This is a genomic window from Pseudomonas sp. NPDC087817 (genome assembly GCF_044742875.1).
In the GTDB taxonomy this organism is placed as follows: Bacteria; Pseudomonadota; Gammaproteobacteria; order Pseudomonadales; family Pseudomonadaceae; genus Aquipseudomonas.
This window is the reverse complement of the sequence record NZ_JBIUVJ010000029.1, coordinates 39151-58250: the sequence shown is the minus strand read 5'-3', so window position 1 is coordinate 58250 and position 19100 is coordinate 39151. Positions and strand designations below refer to the sequence as shown.

20 protein-coding genes and 1 pseudogene are annotated in these 19100 nt (G+C 60.6%); 10 read left to right on the top strand and 11 right to left on the bottom strand.

Going from position 1 to position 19100, the window contains the following annotated elements; translation table 11 throughout:
* Nucleotides 1–75 precede the first annotated feature (75 nt).
* Nucleotides 76–372 (top strand): DUF2782 domain-containing protein, encoded by a 297-nt coding sequence (locus ACIONG_RS18570; protein ID WP_213027124.1) that lies wholly within the window; start codon nucleotides 76–78, stop codon nucleotides 370–372.
* 61 nt (nucleotides 373–433) lie between these two features.
* On the top strand, nucleotides 434–1387 hold the full coding sequence (locus tag ACIONG_RS18565; protein ID WP_401301773.1) for a homoserine kinase: 954 nt from the start codon (nucleotides 434–436) through the stop codon (nucleotides 1385–1387).
* 127 nt (nucleotides 1388–1514) lie between these two features.
* Here the strand turns inward: ACIONG_RS18565 and ACIONG_RS18560 are convergent, their stop codons facing one another.
* On the bottom strand, nucleotides 1515–2444 hold the full coding sequence (locus ACIONG_RS18560; protein ID WP_401301770.1) for a zinc ABC transporter substrate-binding protein: 930 nt from the start codon (nucleotides 2442–2444) through the stop codon (nucleotides 1515–1517).
* Between the two features lie 57 nt (nucleotides 2445–2501).
* Between ACIONG_RS18560 and ACIONG_RS18555 the strand changes: the two genes are divergently transcribed.
* From ACIONG_RS18555 to ACIONG_RS18540, 4 genes are read left to right on the top strand one after another with little or no spacing between them, the layout of a single operon-like run.
* Nucleotides 2502–2984: a Fur family transcriptional regulator gene (locus tag ACIONG_RS18555; RefSeq protein ID WP_007911760.1), complete on the top strand. Its 483-nt coding sequence runs from the start codon at nucleotides 2502–2504 to the stop codon at nucleotides 2982–2984.
* The gene (gene znuC, locus ACIONG_RS18550) at nucleotides 2984–3769 is read left to right on the top strand and encodes a zinc ABC transporter ATP-binding protein ZnuC (protein ID WP_103302927.1); all 786 of its coding nucleotides are present in this window, start codon (nucleotides 2984–2986) and stop codon (nucleotides 3767–3769) included. Before ACIONG_RS18555 ends, znuC begins: the two co-directional genes overlap by 1 nt.
* A complete protein-coding gene (gene znuB, locus ACIONG_RS18545; protein WP_401301766.1) occupies nucleotides 3762–4550 on the top strand; it encodes a zinc ABC transporter permease subunit ZnuB in 789 nt (262 codons plus the stop codon). Before znuC ends, znuB begins: the two co-directional genes overlap by 8 nt.
* A gap of 37 nt (nucleotides 4551–4587) precedes the next feature.
* A complete protein-coding gene (locus ACIONG_RS18540) occupies nucleotides 4588–5301 on the top strand; it encodes a PA5502 family lipoprotein (RefSeq protein ID WP_103302929.1) in 714 nt (237 codons plus the stop codon).
* 92 nt (nucleotides 5302–5393) lie between these two features.
* Here the strand turns inward: ACIONG_RS18540 and katE are convergent, their stop codons facing one another.
* On the bottom strand, nucleotides 5394–7535 hold the full coding sequence (katE, locus tag ACIONG_RS18535) for a catalase HPII (RefSeq protein WP_401301763.1): 2142 nt from the start codon (nucleotides 7533–7535) through the stop codon (nucleotides 5394–5396).
* Nucleotides 7536–7795: 260 nt separating this feature from the next.
* Here katE and ACIONG_RS18530 point away from each other — a divergent pair, with 260 nt between their 5' ends.
* From ACIONG_RS18530 to ACIONG_RS18520, 3 genes are all read left to right on the top strand, one after another.
* Nucleotides 7796–8803 (top strand): methionine ABC transporter ATP-binding protein, encoded by a 1008-nt coding sequence (locus ACIONG_RS18530; protein ID WP_401301760.1) that lies wholly within the window; start codon nucleotides 7796–7798, stop codon nucleotides 8801–8803.
* Nucleotides 8803–9477, top strand: a complete 675-nt coding sequence (locus ACIONG_RS18525) for a methionine ABC transporter permease (protein WP_103302932.1) — start codon at nucleotides 8803–8805, stop codon at nucleotides 9475–9477. The genes ACIONG_RS18530 and ACIONG_RS18525 overlap by 1 nt, the downstream gene beginning before the upstream one ends.
* A gap of 77 nt (nucleotides 9478–9554) precedes the next feature.
* On the top strand, nucleotides 9555–10325 hold the full coding sequence (locus tag ACIONG_RS18520; RefSeq protein ID WP_103302933.1) for a MetQ/NlpA family ABC transporter substrate-binding protein: 771 nt from the start codon (nucleotides 9555–9557) through the stop codon (nucleotides 10323–10325).
* Nucleotides 10326–10604: 279 nt separating this feature from the next.
* Here ACIONG_RS18520 and ACIONG_RS18515 read toward each other — a convergent pair whose 3' ends face one another.
* The 5 genes from ACIONG_RS18515 to ACIONG_RS18495 are packed head-to-tail and all read right to left on the bottom strand — an operon-like array spanning nucleotide 10605 to nucleotide 14513.
* Nucleotides 10605–11240, bottom strand: coding sequence for an SCO family protein (locus ACIONG_RS18515; protein ID WP_213027129.1), 636 nt, complete (start codon nucleotides 11238–11240; stop codon nucleotides 10605–10607).
* Nucleotides 11237–12136: a heme o synthase gene (gene cyoE / locus ACIONG_RS18510; RefSeq protein WP_103302936.1), complete on the bottom strand. Its 900-nt coding sequence runs from the start codon at nucleotides 12134–12136 to the stop codon at nucleotides 11237–11239. Before cyoE ends, ACIONG_RS18515 begins: the two co-directional genes overlap by 4 nt.
* Nucleotides 12124–13203: a heme A synthase gene (locus tag ACIONG_RS18505; RefSeq protein WP_401301755.1), complete on the bottom strand. Its 1080-nt coding sequence runs from the start codon at nucleotides 13201–13203 to the stop codon at nucleotides 12124–12126. Before ACIONG_RS18505 ends, cyoE begins: the two co-directional genes overlap by 13 nt.
* Nucleotides 13204–13213: 10 nt before the next feature.
* Nucleotides 13214–13807: a hypothetical protein gene (locus ACIONG_RS18500; RefSeq protein ID WP_103302938.1), complete on the bottom strand. Its 594-nt coding sequence runs from the start codon at nucleotides 13805–13807 to the stop codon at nucleotides 13214–13216.
* Nucleotides 13773–14513: an SURF1 family protein gene (locus ACIONG_RS18495; protein WP_401301752.1), complete on the bottom strand. Its 741-nt coding sequence runs from the start codon at nucleotides 14511–14513 to the stop codon at nucleotides 13773–13775. Before ACIONG_RS18495 ends, ACIONG_RS18500 begins: the two co-directional genes overlap by 35 nt.
* Nucleotides 14514–14583: 70 nt before the next feature.
* On the opposite strand from ACIONG_RS18495, the gene ACIONG_RS18490 reads away from it, so the two are divergent.
* A complete protein-coding gene (locus ACIONG_RS18490; protein WP_041073718.1) occupies nucleotides 14584–14787 on the top strand; it encodes a twin transmembrane helix small protein in 204 nt (67 codons plus the stop codon).
* A 9-nt stretch (nucleotides 14788–14796) separates the two neighbouring features.
* On the opposite strand, the gene ACIONG_RS18485 is transcribed toward ACIONG_RS18490, so the two are convergent.
* The 4 genes and pseudogenes from ACIONG_RS18485 to coxB all read right to left on the bottom strand — a co-directional run.
* On the bottom strand, nucleotides 14797–15684 hold the full coding sequence (locus ACIONG_RS18485; protein ID WP_103302940.1) for a cytochrome c oxidase subunit 3: 888 nt from the start codon (nucleotides 15682–15684) through the stop codon (nucleotides 14797–14799).
* Between the two features lie 25 nt (nucleotides 15685–15709).
* On the bottom strand, nucleotides 15710–16261 hold the full coding sequence (locus tag ACIONG_RS18480; RefSeq protein WP_103302941.1) for a cytochrome c oxidase assembly protein: 552 nt from the start codon (nucleotides 16259–16261) through the stop codon (nucleotides 15710–15712).
* A gap of 129 nt (nucleotides 16262–16390) precedes the next feature.
* Nucleotides 16391–17977, bottom strand: coding sequence for a cytochrome c oxidase subunit I (gene ctaD / locus ACIONG_RS18475; RefSeq protein ID WP_103302942.1), 1587 nt, complete (start codon nucleotides 17975–17977; stop codon nucleotides 16391–16393).
* 82 nt (nucleotides 17978–18059) lie between these two features.
* Nucleotides 18060–19022: pseudogene (coxB, locus tag ACIONG_RS18470) on the bottom strand (cytochrome c oxidase subunit II); the annotation flags it as partial.
* Nucleotides 19023–19100: the final 78 nt, after the last annotated feature.

Genomic DNA, 19100 nt, shown 5'->3' with positions numbered 1-19100 from the left:
TGAGCAGCATCAACCTTTTCGGCGGGCCCGGCGCTAGAATAGCGGGACCGTTGACGACAAAGGGACAAGGTTATCATGCGTACGTTAAATCGCTTGCTGCTGGTCAGTCTGATTGCTGCCTCACCATTGGCCGCGATGGCGGCGGATGATGCGCCGGCCTCGGAGCCGGAAGTAACCATCAACACGCACACGGAAGGCGACAAGGTCATTCAGGAATACAGCCGCAGTGGCTTCGTGTATGCGATCAAGGTCACGCCGAAGGGCGGCAAACCGTATTTCCTGGTCCGCGCCGATGGTACGGATGCGAACTACATCCGATCTGATCAGCCGGATATGCTGATTCCGTCGTGGGAAATTTTTACCTGGAAGTAAGTTTCCCGACTTTTAATCGGCGCCGCGCGAAAGCGGCGCCAGAACTGAGCAGTTTTTAACCATGTCTGTGTTCACTCCCCTGGCTCGGCCCGAGCTGGAAACCTTTCTCGCCCCTTACGGGCTTGGCCGTCTGCTTGATTTCCAGGGGATCGCCGCCGGCAGTGAAAACACCAACTTCTTCATCAGTCTGGAGCAGGGCGAATTCGTCCTGACCCTGGTCGAGCGCGGCCCGTTGCAGGAGATGCCGTTCTTCATCGATCTGCTCGACGTGCTGCACGAAGCCGATCTGCCGGTGCCGTATGCGCTGCGCACCACCGACGGCATGGCGTTGCGTGAACTGAAGGGCAAACCGGCCCTGCTGCAACCGCGTCTGTCCGGCAAGCACATCAAGGTCGCCAACGCTCAGCATTGCGCGCAAGTCGGCGAGTTGCAGGCGCATCTGCACCTGGCGACGCAGGGCGAGCGCATGATCAAGCGCAAGACCGATCGTGGCCTGGACTGGATGCTGGAGGAGGGCACCGAGTTTCTTTCGCATCTGAGCGATGAGCCGCGTGCCCTGCTGCAAAAGGCCCTGGATGAAATCACCGAGCGCAAAGAGAAGATTCTCGCGCTGCCTCGGGCGAATATTCATGCCGACCTGTTTCGCGACAACGCGATGTTCGAAGGTACGCACCTGACCGGGCTGATCGACTTCTACAACGCCTGCTCGGGGCCGATGCTCTACGACGTGGCAATTGCCTTGAACGACTGGTGTTCGGACGATGACGGCCTGATCGATGGGCCTCGGGCGCGGGCGTTCCTCGGTGCCTATGCGACATTGCGTCCGTTCACGGCGGCAGAAGCCGAGCTATGGCCGACCATGCTGCGCGTGGCGTGTGTGCGGTTCTGGCTGTCGCGGTTGATCGCGGCAGAGCAGTTTGCCGGGCAGGATGTGCTGATTCACGATCCGAAAGAATTTGAAGAGCGCTTGGCGCAGCGGCAGGCGGTCAATACACCTTTACCCTTCGCCCTCTGAACTGTGGCGAGCGAGCTTGCTCGCGCTGGGCTGCGCAGCGGCCCCAAAATTCTGGCACTCAGCCAGATTTTTGTGAGTGCTGCGCACTCAAGCGGGAGCAAGCTCCCTCGCCACAGGTTTTGGGTTGTTACAACGATTCCAGGCAGCCGGCCAGATCATTGCCCAACTTTTCCAATACCTGTTCATAACCCTGGGCTGTCGCCGGGGTGTATCCGCCCAGCGCATCCAGCTCCGCCAGTTTCACCGGCAGGCCGGCCACTAATGTCTCTGCCAGACGCGGACGCAGCGGCGGCTCGCTGAACACACAGGTCTTGCCCACTTCCTGCAACCGCTTGCGCATCGCCGCGACATGCTGCGCGCCCGGCTGCACTTCGGCGGCCACACTGAAAACGCCGGTGTGCTTCAGGCCATAAGCCTCTTCAAAGTAATCGAACGCTTCGTGAAAGACGAAGTACGGCTTGCCTTCAACGCTGGCCAGACGCTGCTTCAAACGCTGATCCAGCGCATCCAGACGTTCGTCGAAAGCCTTGGCATTGCTCTGATAACGCTCGGCATTCGCCGGGTCGGCAGCGCTCAAATCAGCTGCCATCTTGTCGGCAATTACCCGCGCGTTGACCGGCGATAGCCACAAATGCGCATCCAGCGTGCCCGGGCGGTGATCGTGATCATGCTCGTCAGCCTCTTCGGCATGGGAATGGCTATCTTCAGCAAAACGACGCAACTTCATCCCCGGCAGATCCTGCACCGCCACGCTCGGCAGCGTCCGGCCGTTGAGCACGCGCGGCAGGAAACCTTCCATGTCCGGGCCGATCCAGTAGAGCAGATCCACCGACTGCACCTTCCGTACGTCGGATGGGCGCAGGGCGTAATTGTGCGGCGAGGCGCCAGGCGGCAGCAGCACTTCTGGAATCGCCACGCCGTCCTGTACGGCTGCTGCGATCAGCTGCAGCGGTTTGATGCTGGTGAGGACTTTGACTTCGGCCTGAGCCGAACCGATCAGCAGAAAACTGGCGACAAACGCCACAAAAACAGAAAAAAGTCGGGGCACGATGACCACTCAAGGAGGCGAGAACGGGTAACATAATAACGTCTCTATCAAAACTCGTCGCCGCCCATGCCTATTACACCGATTGCCAGCCGTCCCCACGACCACTCTCATTGCGTGCACAGCGCATTGTCCGAGGCCGATACCTTGTGCGCCCAGAAAGGCTTGCGCCTGACCGCGTTGCGCCGTCGGGTGCTGGAGCTGGTGTGGCAGAGCCACAAGCCGCTGGGCGCCTACGACATCCTCGCCGTGCTCAGCGAGCAGGACGGTCGCCGCGCTGCGCCGCCTACCGTGTACCGTGCGCTGGATTTCCTCCTGGAAAACGGCTTGGTGCATCGCATCTCCTCGCTCAACGCCTTCGTCGGCTGCGTGCACCCGGAACACGCGCATCAGGGCCAATTCCTGATCTGCCGCGACTGCCACGCCGCTATCGAACTTGAGCAGAAAGTGATCAGCGACGCGATCATCAACAGCGCCAAGGACGTTGGTTTCATCGTCGAGGCGCAGACCGTCGAAGTCGTCGGCCTCTGCTCCGGTTGCCAGGGGGCTTGATGAGCAACGCGCTGATCCGTCTGGAACAGGTCGCCGTGACGTTTGCCGGGCAGGCTGTGCTGGACAACATCGAGCTGAGCGTCGAGCCGGGGCAGATCGTCACCCTGATCGGCCCTAATGGCGCCGGCAAGACCACGCTGGTACGCGCCGTACTCGGGCTGTTGAAGCCGGACAGCGGCAGCGTCTGGCGCAAGCCGAAACTGCGCGTCGGCTACATGCCGCAAAAACTCCACGTCGATCCGACCTTGCCGCTTTCGGTCCTGCGTTTTCTGCGACTGGTGCCGGGGGTTGATCGCCCGCGTGCGTTGGCGGCGTTGAAGGAAGTCGGCGCCGAACATGTCATCGACAGCCCGGTGCAAAGCGTTTCCGGTGGTGAAATGCAGCGTGTGCTGTTGGCCCGGGCGCTGCTGCGCGAACCGGAATTGCTGGTGCTCGACGAGCCGGTGCAAGGCGTCGACGTTGCGGGCCAGGCCGAGCTCTACAGCCTGATCACCCGTCTGCGCGATCGCCACGGTTGCGGCGTGTTGATGGTGTCGCACGATTTGCATCTGGTGATGAGCACCACCGACCAGGTCGTTTGCCTCAACCGTCACGTCTGCTGCTCCGGGCATCCCGAGCAGGTCAGCGGCGACCCGGCGTTCGTCGAGCTGTTCGGCAAGAACGCACAGAGCCTGGCGATTTATCACCACCATCACGACCATGCTCACGACCTGCATGGCTCGGTAGTCAAAGGGCCGGTTATTGGCCAACCTCACGTTCACGGAGACAACTGCAAGCATGGCTGATTTTCTGTTGTATGCCCTGCTTGCAGGTCTGGCGCTGGCGATTGTTGCAGGACCGCTCGGCTCGTTTGTGGTCTGGCGGCGCATGGCCTATTTCGGCGATACCTTGTCCCACGCGGCTTTGCTCGGCGTGGCGCTGGGCTTTTTGCTGGATGTCAGCCCGACGGTAGCGGTGACGGTCGGCTGCCTGCTGCTGGCGGTGCTGCTGGTGACGCTGCAACAGCGTCAACCGCTGGCGTCTGACACGTTGTTGGGAATTCTCGCGCCGAGCACGCTCTCTCTCGGGCTGGTGGTACTAAGCTTCATGCATGAAGTGCGGATTGACCTCATGGGCTATCTGTTCGGCGACCTGCTGGCGATCAGTCCGACCGATCTGGCGTGGATCCTTGGCGGCAGCGCGGCGGTGCTGGTTGTGCTGGTGGCGCTGTGGCGGCCATTGCTGGCGATCACCGTGCATGAAGAGCTGGCCAAGGTCGAGGGCTTGCCGGTGGCGGGTCTGCGTATGGCGCTGATGTTGTTGATTGCGGTGGTGATCGCGGTGGCGATGAAAATCGTCGGTGTGTTGCTGATTACTTCGCTGTTGATCATCCCGGCGGCTGCGGCACAGCGTCACGCCCGTTCGCCGGAGCAGATGGCCCTGGGCGCGAGCCTGCTGGGCATACTCGCCGTATGTGGCGGGCTGGCGCTGTCATGGTTCAAGGACACCCCGGCCGGCCCGTCAATCGTTGTGACGGCGGCCGCACTGTTTCTGCTGAGTTTTGTTCTGCCCCGTCGAGGGGTGTAGACTTGCTCGCTTTTTGCGCAATTAGAGAGTCGCAGGAATGAAGCCGTTCGCCTCCCGTTATCTGCTCCTTGTCGCATTTTCCGTGCTGCTGGGCGCCTGCCAAAGCACGCCGCCGGTGGCCGAAGTCCCCGATGCGCGGGCTACGGCCATCGCACAGCTGGAGCAAAGCCTGGCCAGCAGCGAACTGGCCACCGCCGAAGACCAACTGGCCGCTTTGCAGGTCGAAACCCCCAACGATCAGTCCCTTGAGCAATACCAGCGGCAATTGGCCGAAGCGTATCTGCGCCGCAGCCAGATCGTGCTGCAGAAAGGTGATGTGAATGCAGCGGCCACGGCGCTGAGCCGTGCTCGTGCGTTGATGCCTAAAGCCCCGGCGCTGACCGGTGGCGTCAATGGTGCCATCACCGAAGCGCGCAAGGCTGAGCTGGAAAAGGCTGAAGCGGCGTTGCTCGCGGCCGAAGCCAAGCCCAAAGCCAAGGTGATCGACCCGACTGCCGAGAGCACCACGGTTGCACTGAATATCACCGATAGCCGCAAACTTCGCCGCCAACTGGATGCGATCGCCGCCGATGTGGTGAATTATGAGTGTGCAGTGACCATTCAGGCGCCGCGTACCAATGACTATCCATGGTTGTCGACGTTGCTGAGCAAGCGCGTGAAGAAGTTGAATCCGGATTTCGATCTGCAGATCCATAAGCAGATCGTGCGCACAGTTCCGGCGCAGATGGTTCTGATTCCGCGTAAACCGTAAAAGCATCGCGCGCAAGCCCGCTCCCACAGGTACAGTGTGATCCTGTGGGACCGGGCTTGCCCGCGATGACGTCTTACCAGTCGCCTAATTTCTTAGGCCGGAATGGCTTTCGCCTTAGGCTCCCGAGCCCAGACCCGATGCTGCCCGATCGCGGCAAAGAACGGCTTGGTCAGCGCACCAACATCCTTGCCCTCCAGCAACCCGGCATCTGCCTCCAGCTTCAACACATCCAACAACTGCTTGGCTTCGCCCTGAAGTGCAATCGCCTTCAGATGCTTGTATGCCTCCAGCACGTAATGCAGAGCCACGCCGTCACCGCTTAGTGCTTTGACCGACGCCGCACCACCCGGCACGAACACCGCATCGAAAATTACCGACGGCATGCCTTCCATCGATGCATCCACTGGCAAGCTTTTACCGTCGGCAGTCTTCACTGGCGCCGAAGTCGGGCCAAGCAACTTGGCATGCGCACCTTCAGCAGCCAAGGCTTTCTTCATTGCGTCAATCGCTGCACCATCGACGCCGTTCGCCGCAAGAATTGCCACTTTTCGCGTCTTGATGTTCTCCGGTAACAGATTGGCCTGACTCAGCGAAGGCGAATTGTCGAAGGAGGTTTTGCGCACCTCCACCGTGCCTTTGGTTGGTGCCGGCAGACCCAGATTGGCCGCCACACGTTTGGCCAGTTCCAGATCGATGTTGGCGAGAATCTCGTTCACCTCACGTGCTCGGATGAACTCGCGCTCAACCTTGCCCAGCTCGAAGCTATAGGCGGCGATGATGTGCTCTTTCTCATGGGCACTCATGCTGTTGAAGAACAGCCGTGCTTGCGAGAAGTGATCGCTGAACGATTCGCTGCGCTGGCGGATCTTGGCGGCGTCGATGCGTTCCGGGTACGTCTCGAAACCACCGTCCTGCGCGGCCGGCGGAGTTTCTTTCGGCCAGCCACCGTCAATCGAGTTCGGCTCGTAAGACGCACGACCCTTGTCGATCACCGTGCGGTGCTGGGCATCACGCTGACCGTTGTGGAACGGCGCGACCGGGCGGTTGATCGGCAGCTCGTGAAAGTTCGGCCCGCCAAGTCGGCTGATCTGCGTATCGGTGTAGGAAAACAGACGACCTTGCAGCAGCGGGTCGTTGGAGAAGTCGATCCCCGGCACGATATGGCCCGGGCAGAACGCGACCTGCTCGGTCTCGGCGAAGAAGTTGTCCGGATTGCGATTGAGGGTCATTTTGCCCAGCGGCGTAATCGGCACGATTTCTTCGGGGATCAGCTTGGTCGGGTCGAGGATGTCGAAATCGAAGTCATGCTCGTTTTCCTCCTCGATGACCTGCACGCCCAGCTCCCATTCCGGGTAGTCGCCCATCTCGATGGCTTCCCAGAGATCGCGACGGTGGTAGTCGGTGTCTTTACCGGCGAGCTTCTGCGCTTCGTCCCAGACCAGCGAGCAAGTGCCGGCGGTAGGGCGCCAGTGGAATTTGACGAAGCGCGATTTGCCCTCGGCGTTGACCAGGCGGAAGGTGTGCACGCCGAAGCCCTGCATGCTGCGCAGGCTTTTCGGGATCGCCCGGTCAGACATGGCCCAAATGACCATGTGCGCCGATTCCGGCACCAGCGAGACAAAGTCCCAGAATGTATCGTGAGCAGAGCCGCCGGTCGGGATTTCGTTGTGCGGTTCAGGTTTTACCGCGTGGACGAAGTCGGGAAACTTGATCGCATCCTGAATGAAGAACACCGGCATGTTGTTGCCGACCAGGTCGAAGTTACCTTCATCGGTGAAGAACTTCACCGCGAAACCGCGCACGTCACGTACGGTGTCGCCGGAGCCGCGGGGTCCTTGCACAGTGGAAAAGCGCACGAATACCGGGGTCTTTTTCCCCGGATCCTGTAGGAAGCCAGCCTTGGTCAGCGCGGCATGGTTCTCGTAAGCCTGAAAGAAACCGTGTGCGCCGGTGCCGCGGGCGTGGACGATGCGCTCCGGGATCCGCTCATGGTCAAAGTGCGTGATCTTTTCACGCATGATGAAGTCTTCCAGCAGCGATGGGCCGCGGGCGCCCACCTTGAGGGTGTTCTGGTTGTCGGCGATTTTCACGCCATGGTTGGTGCGCAGGGCCTGGCCGGTGGCGTCGGAGCGAAATTTCTCCAGGCTGTCGAGTTTGGTATTGGTGTTGGCGCGATCCGGGGTATCGGTTCCAGCCAGTTCACTTTTGCCGGTGGTAGGTTTCTTGGTACTCATCAGACGTAAACTCCTCGTTTGACCCCTTTTCAACGGGGACTCTTGAGCGTTTCCGGGCACGGTTACCCAGGGTTTCAAGTCGCTTAACTAGTGACCGATGAGCAGGAACGGGCGTTCCTTTTTTATGACCTTTGATCTTGTTATTGCCAAATCGAAGGTTAATTGCGAAATAAATGCTAAGAACCTCTATACGGACAGGCTAAAATGCGCGCCCGGCTAACCGCTGATCCTTTTCTAACGCGCCCCACAAGGTTCGCTACGTGATCGAGTTTCAAAACGTCCACAAGACTTACCGCGTCGCCGGTAAGGACATTCCCGCCCTGCACCCGACCAGTCTGAAGATTGAGAACGGTCAGGTCTTCGGCCTGATCGGTCATTCCGGTGCGGGCAAAAGTACCCTGCTGCGTCTGATCAATCGCCTGGAACAATCCAGTGGCGGCAAGATCATCGTCGACGGCGAAGAAGTCACCGCGCTGGATGCCAACGGCCTGCGCCGTTTCCGCCAGCAAGTCGGGATGATCTTCCAGCACTTCAACCTGCTCGCCTCCAAGACCGTGGCCGACAACGTTGCGTTGCCGCTGACCCTGGCCGGTGAGTTGTCGAGCAGCGAAATCAACAAGCGCGTCGCCGAGCTGCTCAAGCGCGTCGGCCTGTCCGATCACGCCAAGAAGTACCCGGCGCAGTTGTCCGGCGGCCAGAAGCAGCGCGTCGGCATCGCCCGCGCCCTGGCGACCAAGCCGAAAATCCTGCTCTGCGACGAGGCCACCAGCGCTCTCGACCCGCAAACCACGGCGTCGGTTCTGCAACTGCTGGCCGAGATCAACCGCGAACTGAAGCTGACCATCGTGCTGATCACCCACGAGATGGATGTGATCCGCCGCGTCTGCGATCAGGTCGGCGTGATGGATGCCGGCGTGATCGTCGAGCAAGGTTCGGTGGCCGATGTGTTCCTGCAGCCGCAGCACCCGACCACCAAGCGTTTCGTCCAGGAAAGCGAGCAGATCGACGAAAGCGAGCAGCGCGATGACTTCGCTCACGTGCCCGGCCGCATCGTGCGTCTGACCTTCCAGGGCGAAGCGACCTACGCGCCGTTGCTTGGCACCGTCGCCCGGGAAACCGGCGTCGACTACAGCATCCTCGCCGGTCGCATCGACCGCATCAAAGACATTCCGTACGGGCAATTGACCCTCGCCGTCACCGGTGGCGACATGGAAGCGGCCTTCGCCCGCTTCACCGCCGCTGACGTTCACATGGAGGTATTGCGCTAATGGAAGACCTGATCAGTTTCTTCACCAATATCGACTGGTACGAAATCTGGCTGGCCACCGGCGACACCATGCTGATGCTTGGCGGTTCGCTGCTGTTCACCGTGCTGCTCGGCCTGCCGCTGGGCGTGTTGCTGTTCCTCTGCAGCCCGCGTCAGCTTCTGGAAAACCGTGGCTTCTACGCGGTCATGTCGCTGGCGGTGAACATTCTGCGTTCGCTACCGTTCATTATTCTGTTGATCGTGATGATCCCGTTCACCGTGCTGATCACCGGTACGTCGCTGGGTGTGGCCGGTGCGATTCCACCGCTGGTGGTCGGGGCCACGCCGTTCTTCGCGCGTCTGGTGGAAACCGCGCTGCGTGAAGTCGATCGCGGCATCATCGAAGCGACCCAGTCGATGGGTGCGACCACGCGGCAGATCATCATGAACGCCTTGCTGCCGGAAGCCCGTCCGGGCATCTTTGCAGCGATAACGGTGACGGCGATTACCTTGGTGTCCTATACGGCGATGGCCGGTGTGGTCGGCGCCGGTGGCCTGGGTGACCTGGCGATCCGTTTCGGTTATCAGCGTTTCCAGACCGACGTGATGATCGTCACCGTGGTGCTGCTGTTGATCCTGGTGCAAGTGTTGCAAATGGTCGGTGATCGACTGGTCGTACATTTCTCGCGCAAATAACCGGTTTTTGTAACTTAGAGATGAGCCGGCCATTCGCTGGCAGGCGCCACACGGGCGCCCCAAAAGGAGTTAGCTGAATGAAAAAACTGATCGCTGCTTTCGCTGCCGTTGCGGCATTCTCGGCCCACGCCGAAACCCTGACCGTTGCCGCCACTCCGGTGCCGCACGCGGAAATCCTCGAATTCGTGAAGCCGGCTCTGGCCAAAGAAGGCGTGGATCTGAAGGTCAAGGTCTTCACCGACTACATTCAGCCAAACGTACAGGTTGCCGAAAAGCGTCTGGACGCCAACTTCTTCCAGCACCAGCCGTACCTCGATGAGTTCAACAAAGCCAAGGGCACCAGCCTGGTGGCTGTGACTGGTGTGCACCTGGAACCGCTGGGCGCTTACTCGAGCAAGATCAAGGATCTGAAAGACCTGCCAAGCGGCGCCAACGTGGTGATCCCGAACGACGCCACCAACGGCGGCCGTGCGCTGTTGCTGCTGGCCAAGGCTGGCGTGATCACTCTGAAGGACCCGACCAACATTCTGTCGACCCTCAAAGACATCGCCCAAAACCCGAAAGATCTGAAAATCCGTGAACTGGAAGCCGCGACCATTCCGCGCGTGCTGACCCAGGTCGATCTGGCCCTGATCAACACCAACTACGCGCTGGAAGCCAAGCTCGATCCGTCCAAGGACGCGCTGGTGATCGAAGGCAACGATTCGCCTTACGTGAACATTCTCGTGTCCCGTGCGGACAACAAGGACAGCGACGCAATGAAGAAACTGGCTGCCGCCCTGCACAGCCCGGAAGTGAAGCAATTCATCACCGAGAAGTACAAAGGCGCGGTACTGCCGGCGTTCTGATTTAGATCGCTGCAACGAAAAAGGGGACGCAATGTGCGTCCCCTTTTTTGTGTCTGGTGTTTGGCTTTGGAGCTGCTGTGAAGCTTCCCCTCACCCCAGCCCTCTCCCGAGGGAGAGGGGGCCGACCGAGGTGTCTGGCGCTATGCATCGACCTGAAAGATTCATTCGATTATGGATTCGGCCAGCACTTTCACGTCGGCGTATTTCTTCAGCATCCCCCATTCAGTTCCCTCTCCCTCCGGGAGAGGGTTAGGGTGAGGGGCTTTTGCCTTTAGGCGGTTATTTGCGGTTAAGCATCACCGGCAGCTGCGCCACCAGTTTGGCGTTGTTCAACGGCGCACGGATAAAGCCACGCTGCGTCCCGTCCGGGCCAATTACCGCGAGATTCCCGCTGTGATCCACGGTGTAATTCGGCTTGCTGGTGTCCGCCGGAATAAACGGAATGCTCACCGCGTTGGCGACCTTTTGCAGTTCTTCGATTGAGCTCGGCGTAAGGCCAACGAACTGCGGATCAAAGTAACCCAGGTACTGCTTCAACTGCTTCGGGTTATCCCGATTCGGATCAACGCTGACCAATACGATCTGCAACTTATCCACAGCGTCTTTAGGCAGTTCGCTCTTGATCTGCCGCAGTTGCGCCAATGTGGTCGGGCAGATGTCCGGGCAGAAGGTGTAGCCGAAAAACAGCAGGCTCCACTTGCCCTTCAACTCGTCGATGGCGACCGGTTTGCCGTCCTGATCGGTCATCGTCACGTTTGGCAGGGTGCGGCTCTGCGGCAGCAGAATAATGCCGGCGTCGATCAGCGCGGTCGGGTCGCCCTGGCCCTTGCCGCTCAGCACCTTGTTGACGGTAAGTCCCAGGATCAGCGCGATCACGGCGACGAGGATGAAGACGGTTTTCTGGGTTCGAGTCATAGGTTCAACAGTAAGTAGTGGTCTACGAGCAGGGCGATGAACAGCAGAAACAAGTACCAGATAGAGTACTTGAAGGTGTTGATCGCCGCGTGCGGCCGAGTGCCACGGTACAGCACCACGGCCCATTGCAGAAACCTCGCGCCGAGGGCGAGGGCGCATATCAGGTAGAGCGCGCCGCTCATGTGGATCACGTACGGCAGCAGACTCACCGCCAGCAGCGCGAAGGTGTACAGCAGAATGTGCACCTTGGTGTAGTGCTCGCCGTGAGTGACCGGCAGCATCGGGATGTCGGCCTTGGCGTATTCCTCTTTGCGATGGATCGCCAGCGCCCAGAAGTGCGGCGGCGTCCAGGCGAAGATGATCAGCACCAGCAACAGCGGTTCGGCGCTGACGTGGCCGGTGGCGGCGGTCCAGCCGAGCAGCGGCGGTGCGGCGCCGGCGAGGCCGCCGATGACGATGTTCTGCGGCGTCGCGCGTTTAAGGAAACCGGTGTAGATCACCGCGTAACCGAGCAGCGAAGCCAGCGTCAGCCATGCCGTCAGCGCATTGGTGAAGGTCAGCAGCAACGCCTGACCGAGCAGCGCCAACACCAGCGCAAAGGTCAGTGCAGCGGCAGGCGAAACCCGGCCCTCGGCCATTGGCCGTTTATGCGTGCGCGCCATCACCGCATCAATGCGCCGATCCACCACATGATTGACCGCAGCCGCACCGCCGGCACACAGCGCGATGCCCAGATTGCCGAACACCAGCACCGTCCACGGCACCCCGGCGCGGGTCGCGAGGAACATGCCGACCAGCGAGGTGATCAGCATCAGCACCACGACTTTTGGCTTGGTCAGCTCCAGATAGTCACGCCAGATCGCCTGATGCGGGCGTTCGCCAATCAGAATCGCCACGGCGTTTCTCCTTTTATTGTGATGGGCGCGGCCGCGTGTTTACGCGGGCTCAGGCGCCAGCGCGCGAGCACCGGTTGTTTGACCCGGACCAGACTGGTCCGCGCGTGGTAATTGACCAGCACCATGGTCATTAACAGCGCCGCACCGCCGGCGTTATGCGCCACGGCCACCGGCAGCGGCAGATGGAACAGCACGTTGCTGATGCCGAGGGTGATCTGTGCGCCGAGCGCGACCACGACTAATCCGGCCAACCGCGTCATGCCGACCACTTTCAATTGCCACGCCAGACCGAGCAGCACCAACGTCACCAACAGCGCGCCGATGCGGTGGGTCAAATGAATCGCCGTGCGCGCACCGCTGTCGAGTTGTCCACCCAGATAATTCGGGCCGATGTGTTGAGTCAGGTGAAAGCCGTTGGCGAAGTCGGCGGGTGGCAGCCATTGGCCGTGGCAGGTCGGGAAGTCGATGCAGGCCACCGCTGCATAATTGGAACTGACCCAGCCACCGAGGGCGATCTGGCCGATCACCAGTAACAGGCCAGCGGTCGCCCAATACTGCAAACGCTTGGGCACGGTCAGCGCCGGCAGCACCCCGGACAATCGCAACGTCAGCAAAAACAGCAGGCTCAAGGTCGCAAAACCGCCAAGCAAATGCCCGGTGACCACTTGCGGCCAGAGCTTGAGCGTCACCGTCCACATGCCGAACGCCGCTTGCGCAAACACCACCGCCAACAGAAACAGCGGCAGTTTCAACGGCAGCCCCGGATGACGCCGATTGACCCAGGCGCGCCCGGCCAGAATCGAAATGAGCAGGCCGAGGGTGCCGGCGAAGTAGCGGTGGATCATCTCGTTCCAGCCCTTGTGCGCCTCCACCGGCGAGTCGGGGTAATGCAGTTCGGCATGGGCCAGTTGGGCTTCGCTTTTCGGCACGCTGATAAAGCCGTAGCAGCCCGGCCAGTCCGGACAGCCCAGACCTGCGTGGGTCAGACGGGTGTAGGCGCCGAGCAGCACCACAATCAGGGCCAGCAGGGTGGCAAACAGCGCGAGGCGAAATCCAGGTTTGGCCATGACGATGCCCTTATCCGATGTTCGACAGTTTCAGCAGGTGACGCAGGTCGTTGAGCAGGTCCTTGCCTTTGACGTTCGGGTCGTAGCGCAGCACCAGATTGCCATGCGGGTCGATGATCCACAGTTGTGGGGTGGCTTTGTCGCCAGTGGTCTTGCTGAAGGTGGTGACATCCAGTGGGTAGCGTTGAAGTTGCGGATATTCACGGGTCAATTTGGCCTCGTAGTCAGCACCCAAAGGCTGTGCGGCGGCCAGGGCGTGGCTGGCGCGGCTGGCATCACGACCGAGGCCGATCTGGATCTGCCGCGCCAGATACACCAACTGCTGGCAATCGACGGCGCAATCCTTGGGCGCGGTGACCAGCATCTGCCAGCGCTGCTCATCGGCGACCACGCCAAGGTCGGCGCGAGTCTGACCGTTGCCGATCAGTTCGCCGTGGTAGCTGCGGCCCTCCGGCACCCAGAACTGCAACTTGTACATGCCGGTGGCGAGGATCATCGGACCGATCACGCCGAGCACAATCAGCAGCAGTTGAATGCGCCCACGCCGACGGGTGGCGGCAGGTTTCGCCTCAGACATGCTGGGTGGATTCATGGCCGTTCCCATGGTTTTTCTCCTTTGCGTTGTGCAAGCCCAAATAGAGGTAGAGGCCGAGCAGGGCAGTGGCCATGGCGAACCACTGCACGGCGTAACCGAGGTGTTTTTCCGGGCCCATGGCGACCACCGGCCAATCGGCCTCGTAGCTGGCCGGGCCGTGTTCTGCACGCACCTCGTAGGCGAAGCCGTCGCGGTCGAGGGTTTTCCACAACTTGGCCGGCTCGACGGCGGTGATGGTTTGCGGCCAGGTGCTGCTGACCGGATCGGCGTGCAACTGGAAGGTTGCGCCGGGGGCGACGTAGACCCAGGCGTCGAGATTCAGCGCATCAGTGGGCGTGGTGAATTGCGGCGGCACGCGGCGATCCGGCCACGGCAGCCAACCGCGATTGACCAGCAGCCACAGGCCGCTGCGTTGATCCTGAAACGGTTGCAGCAGTTCGACACCGACTTTGCCGTTCCGCTGGCGGTTGTCGAGCAGCAAGCTGTGCGCGGCGTCGAACTGGCCATATAGATGCACGCGGCGATAGGCCGGGTCGGCGCTGTGCAGCAATTCGCTGCTGGCCATCGGCTCGGCGGCGCGACGTTCGGCATAACTGGCGAGCAGGGCGGTTTTCTCCGCGCCCCGGCCCAGTTGCCAGAAGCCCAGCGACACCAGCAGCGGCAGCAACAACGCCACCACCACGGTCGGTATCACGCCCGGACGAAAGCGCTTCATGGCTGCGCCACAAAGTCAGTCGTCGCGATCGCTATACTCAACTGCATCGCCTGTCCCCCGGAGTCTTCCCATGCTCAAAGCAGCCATCGTCGTGCTGCTGATTGCCACGGTGATCAGCCTGTTCAGCGGCCTGTTTTTCCTGGTCAAGGACGACAGCAGCTCGAATCGCCTGGTCATCGCCTTGAGTGTTCGGGTGGCATTGGCCGCTGCGACCGTCGGCTTGATCGCCTGGGGTTTCTACAGCGGCCAACTGGTGTCGCATGCGCCTTGGTAGCGTTGCTCCTCAGAGCACGTAAACGAAGATGAACAAGCCGATCCACACCACATCGACGAAGTGCCAATACCAGCTCGCCGCTTCGAAACCGAACTGATGCTCGGCGTCGAAGTGGCCCTTCATGATGCGCATCAGCATCACAAACAGAATGATCGTGCCGATGGTCACGTGGGCGCCGTGGAAACCGGTGAGCATGAAGAATGTCGCGCCATAAATGCCCGAACCGAGGGTCAGCCCCAGTTCGTGGTAGGCGTGAATGTATTCCTCAGCCTGGAAACCGAGGAACGCGCAGCCGAGCAGCACGGTGATCGCCAGCCAGATTTTCAGCGCGCCGCGATGGCCCTTCTTCAGCGCATGGTGGGCGATGGTGATGGTCACACTGGAGCTGACCAGCAGAATCGTGTTGATCAGCGGCAGGCCCCACGGGCTGATGACTTCCTTCGGTGGCGGGAACAGTTTCGGATCCGGGGTATGCAGCAGCGGCCAGGTGAACTGGAAGTTCGGCCAGAGCATGTGGGCGATGCCTTTCGGGCCTTCGCCACCCAGCGCCGGGCCGGAGACGTGTCGCACGTAAAACAGCGCACCGAAGAACGCGGCGAAGAACATCACCTCGGAAAAGATGAACCAACTCATGCCCCAGCGAAACGAGCGATCAAGCTGCGGGCTGTACAGTCCCGAACGGCTTTCCTTGATCACCGTGCCGAACCAGCCGAACAGCATGTACGCCAGCAGCAGTCCGCCGACGAAAAAGATGTACGGCCCATGGGATTCCGGGCGTGCGGCTTTTAGATCGTTGAACCAGGTGGCGAGGCCGTACACGGTGATGGCCATGCCGAAGGTGGCGATAATCGGCCATTTGCTCTGGGCCGGAACGTAATAATGCTCATGAGTTGCCATTTATTGTTCTCCTTATCGGGCACGCTCAACCGCCAGTGTTTACAGCTACCGGAGGATGTCGGGCGGTGATATCGAACAGCGTGTAGGACAGCGTCAGGTGCTTCACATCCTTGGGCATGTCGCGGTCAACAATGAAGCGCACCGGCATCTCGATCTGCTGACCGGGCTGCAGCACCTGCTGGGTAAAACAAAAACATTCGGTCTTGTGGAAATACGCCGCCGCGTTGCTCGGCGCGATGCTCGGCACGGCTTGCGCACTCATCGGTTTGTCGGTGGGGTTGCGCGCGATGAAGATCATCTCGTTGACCGCGCCGGGGTTGGCGGTGAGTTCGTCGTGCTTGGGGTAGAAATCCCATGGCATGTCGGCGGTGTTGGTCGACAGAAACTGCACGCGCACCTGGCGCGAAGTGTCGACCACCTGCTCGCCCTCGTACTGCCCGGCGGTCTTGCCGTTGATGCCGAACGCTTTGCACATCACGTCGTAGATCGGCACCAGGGCAAAGCCGAAGACAAACATCGCCACCACCACCCCGAGCAGGCGGGTGACGAGTTTTTTCATCGAGATCGAGTCAGCCATGGTTCCAACCCTCTGCCGAGAACCCTGTGGGAGCTGGCTTGCCAGCGATGGCTGCCTGACTGACACACTGCAATGGCCCCATCGCTGGCAAGCCAGCTCCCACAATGTTTGTCACAGGGCGGAAAGTGTTCATTTCACTTCCGGCGGTGTGGTGAAGGTGTGATACGGCGCCGGGGACGGCACGCTCCATTCCAGGCCTTCAGCGCCATCCCACGGTTTGGCCGGTGCCGGCGGGCCGCCGCGAATGGTCTTGATCACGATGAACAGAAAGAACAGCTGCGTGGTGCCGAACATGAACGCGCCAATCGAGGAGACCATGTTGAAGTCGGCGAATTGCAGGTTGTAGTCCGGAATCCGTCGTGGCATCCCCGCCAGACCGACGAAGTGCATCGGGAAGAACGTCAGGTTCATGCCGACGAACGACAGCCAGAAATGCAGCTTGCCGAGGGTTTCGTCGTACATGTGGCCGGTCCATTTCGGCAGCCAGTAGTAGGTGGAGGCGAAGATCCCGAAGATCGCCCCCGGCACCAGCACGTAGTGGAAATGCGCGACCACGAAGTAGGTGTCCTGATACTGGAAGTCCGCCGGGGCGATGGCCAGCATCAGCCCGGAGAAACCGCCGATGGAGAACAGGATCACGAACGCCACGGCAAACAGCATCGGCGTTTCGAAGGTCAGTGAGCCCTGCCACATGGTGCTGGCCCAGTTGAACACTTTCACCCCGGTCGGCACCGCGATCAGCAGGGTCGCGTACATGAAGAACAGCTCGCCCACCAGCGGGATGCCTACCACGAACATGTGGTGCGCCCAGACGATGAATGACAGAAACGCGATGCTCGCTGTGGCGTAGACCATCGAGGTGTAGCCGAACAGCGGCTTGCGCGAAAACGTCGGGATGATCGAGCTGACGGCGCCGAACGCCGGCAGGATCATGATGTACACCTCGGGATGCCCGAAGAACCAGAACACATGCTGGAACAGCACCGGGTCACCGCCACCGGCGGCACTGAAGAAACTGGTGCCGAAGTGGATATCCATCAGCATCATCGTCACGCACCCGGCCAGCACCGGCATCACCGCTATCAGCAGGAACGCGGTGATCAGCCAGGTCCAGACGAACAGCGGCATTTTCATCAGGGTCATGCCGGGGGCGCGCAGGTTGAGGATGGTGGCGACCACGTTGATCGCGCCCATGATCGAACTGATGCCCATCAAGTGGATGGCGAAGATGAAGTAGGTGACGCTTTCCGGGGCGTAGGTCGTCGACAGCGGTGCGTAGAACGTCCAGCCGAAATTCGGCCCGCCACCGGCGGTGAACAGGGTCGAAACCAGCAGGATGAAGGCTGCCGGCAACAGCCAGAAGCTGAAGTTGTTCATCCGTGGCAGGGCCATGTCCGGCGCACCGATCATCAACGGGATCATCCAGTTGGCGAGGCCGACGAAGGCCGGCATGACCGCACCGAAGACCATCACCAGACCGTGCATGGTGGTCATCTGGTTGAAGAACGCCGGCTCGACGATCTGCAGTCCCGGCTGGAACAGTTCGGCACGAATCACCATCGCGAACGTACCGCCGAGCAGGAACATGGAAAACGCAAACCACAGGTACAGCGTGCCGATGTCCTTGTGGTTGGTGGTCAGCACCCAGCGCATCAGGCCTTTGGCGGGGCCGTGGGCGTGGTCGGCATGACCGTGGTCATCGATTACAGCGCTCATGGCCTGTCTCCTGTAAACGAGTGAGCTGGGCGGGCCGAGGCGCGATGCTCCGGCCGATGGATTGTCTGCGCGATAGACCGGCTCATTTGCTTTCCGCCTGTTTCAGCTCCAGCACTTCTTTTGGCGTGACCATGTCGCCCTTGTTGTTGCCCCAGGCGTTACGTTCATAGGTCACGACCGCCGCGATATCGACTTCCGACAGCTGCTTGCCGAACGCTGCCATGGCGGTGCCGGGCTTGCCGTGGAAGACAATGCTCAAATGGCCTTCTTTCGGTCCGGTGGCGATTTTCGAGCCTTTGAGTGCCGGGAACATTGGCGGCAGGCCCTGGCCTTCGGCCTGGTGACAGGCGACGCAGGTGGTGTGATAGATCTTGTCGCCACGCTCCTTGAGTTCGTCGAGCGTCCATTCCTTGCTGGTCAACTCTTTGAGCTGCGCGGCTTCGGCTTTGCGGTCGGCGAGCCACTTGTCGTAATCGGCCTTCTCCTTGACCTCGACCACGATCGGCATGAAGCCGTGATCCTTGCCGCAGAGTTCGGCGCACTGGCCACGGTAAATGCCGGGCTTGTCGATGCGCGTCCACGCCTCGTTGACGAACCCCGGAATCGCGTCGCGCTTGACCGCAAACGCCGGCACCCACCACGAGTGGATAACGTCGGCGGAGGTCACAAGGAAGCGCACTTTGGCCCCGGTCGGCAGCACCAATGGCTTGTCGACTTCGAGCAGGTAATGCTCGCCCTTGGCTTCCTTGTTGTGGATCTGTTCGGCGGGGGTGGCCAGGTTGCTGAAGAACTCGACGTCCTGGCCCAGGTATTTGTAGTGCCACTTCCACTGATAACCGGTGATCTGGATATCGATATCCGGCTCACTGGTGTCGTACATCTTGATCAGGGTGGCGGTCGCCGGAACGGCCATCGCCACCAGTATCACGAACGGCACGATGGTCCAGAGGATTTCGACGGTGGTGCTTTCGTGGAATTTTGCGGCGACCTGCCCGGTAGAACGGCGGTGCACCATCATCGACCAGAACATGGCGCCGAAGACGATGATCCAGTTGATCTGAATTTTGTAGTTTATGGTAATTTTGTTGTTGTATTTTTAGTTATTGTTTTTAGTCGTTTCATT

Coding starts and splice junctions, on each gene's coding strand:
- ACIONG_RS18570 (WP_213027124.1), top strand. CDS start 76: ATGCGTACGTTAAATCGCTTGCTGCTGGTCAGTCTGATTGCTGCCTCA.
- ACIONG_RS18565 (WP_401301773.1), top strand. CDS start 434: ATGTCTGTGTTCACTCCCCTGGCTCGGCCCGAGCTGGAAACCTTTCTC.
- ACIONG_RS18555 (WP_007911760.1), top strand. CDS start 2,502: ATGCCTATTACACCGATTGCCAGCCGTCCCCACGACCACTCTCATTGC.
- znuC (WP_103302927.1), top strand. CDS start 2,984: ATGAGCAACGCGCTGATCCGTCTGGAACAGGTCGCCGTGACGTTTGCC.
- znuB (WP_401301766.1), top strand. CDS start 3,762: ATGGCTGATTTTCTGTTGTATGCCCTGCTTGCAGGTCTGGCGCTGGCG.
- ACIONG_RS18540 (WP_103302929.1), top strand. CDS start 4,588: ATGAAGCCGTTCGCCTCCCGTTATCTGCTCCTTGTCGCATTTTCCGTG.
- katE (WP_401301763.1), bottom strand. CDS start 7,535: ATGAGTACCAAGAAACCTACCACCGGCAAAAGTGAACTGGCTGGAACC.
- ACIONG_RS18525 (WP_103302932.1), top strand. CDS start 8,803: ATGGAAGACCTGATCAGTTTCTTCACCAATATCGACTGGTACGAAATC.
- ACIONG_RS18520 (WP_103302933.1), top strand. CDS start 9,555: ATGAAAAAACTGATCGCTGCTTTCGCTGCCGTTGCGGCATTCTCGGCC.
- ACIONG_RS18515 (WP_213027129.1), bottom strand. CDS start 11,240: ATGACTCGAACCCAGAAAACCGTCTTCATCCTCGTCGCCGTGATCGCG.
- ACIONG_RS18505 (WP_401301755.1), bottom strand. CDS start 13,203: ATGGCCAAACCTGGATTTCGCCTCGCGCTGTTTGCCACCCTGCTGGCC.
- ACIONG_RS18500 (WP_103302938.1), bottom strand. CDS start 13,807: ATGGGAACGGCCATGAATCCACCCAGCATGTCTGAGGCGAAACCTGCC.
- ACIONG_RS18495 (WP_401301752.1), bottom strand. CDS start 14,513: ATGAAGCGCTTTCGTCCGGGCGTGATACCGACCGTGGTGGTGGCGTTG.
- ACIONG_RS18490 (WP_041073718.1), top strand. CDS start 14,584: ATGCTCAAAGCAGCCATCGTCGTGCTGCTGATTGCCACGGTGATCAGC.
- ACIONG_RS18485 (WP_103302940.1), bottom strand. CDS start 15,684: ATGGCAACTCATGAGCATTATTACGTTCCGGCCCAGAGCAAATGGCCG.
- ACIONG_RS18480 (WP_103302941.1), bottom strand. CDS start 16,261: ATGGCTGACTCGATCTCGATGAAAAAACTCGTCACCCGCCTGCTCGGG.
- ctaD (WP_103302942.1), bottom strand. CDS start 17,977: ATGAGCGCTGTAATCGATGACCACGGTCATGCCGACCACGCCCACGGC.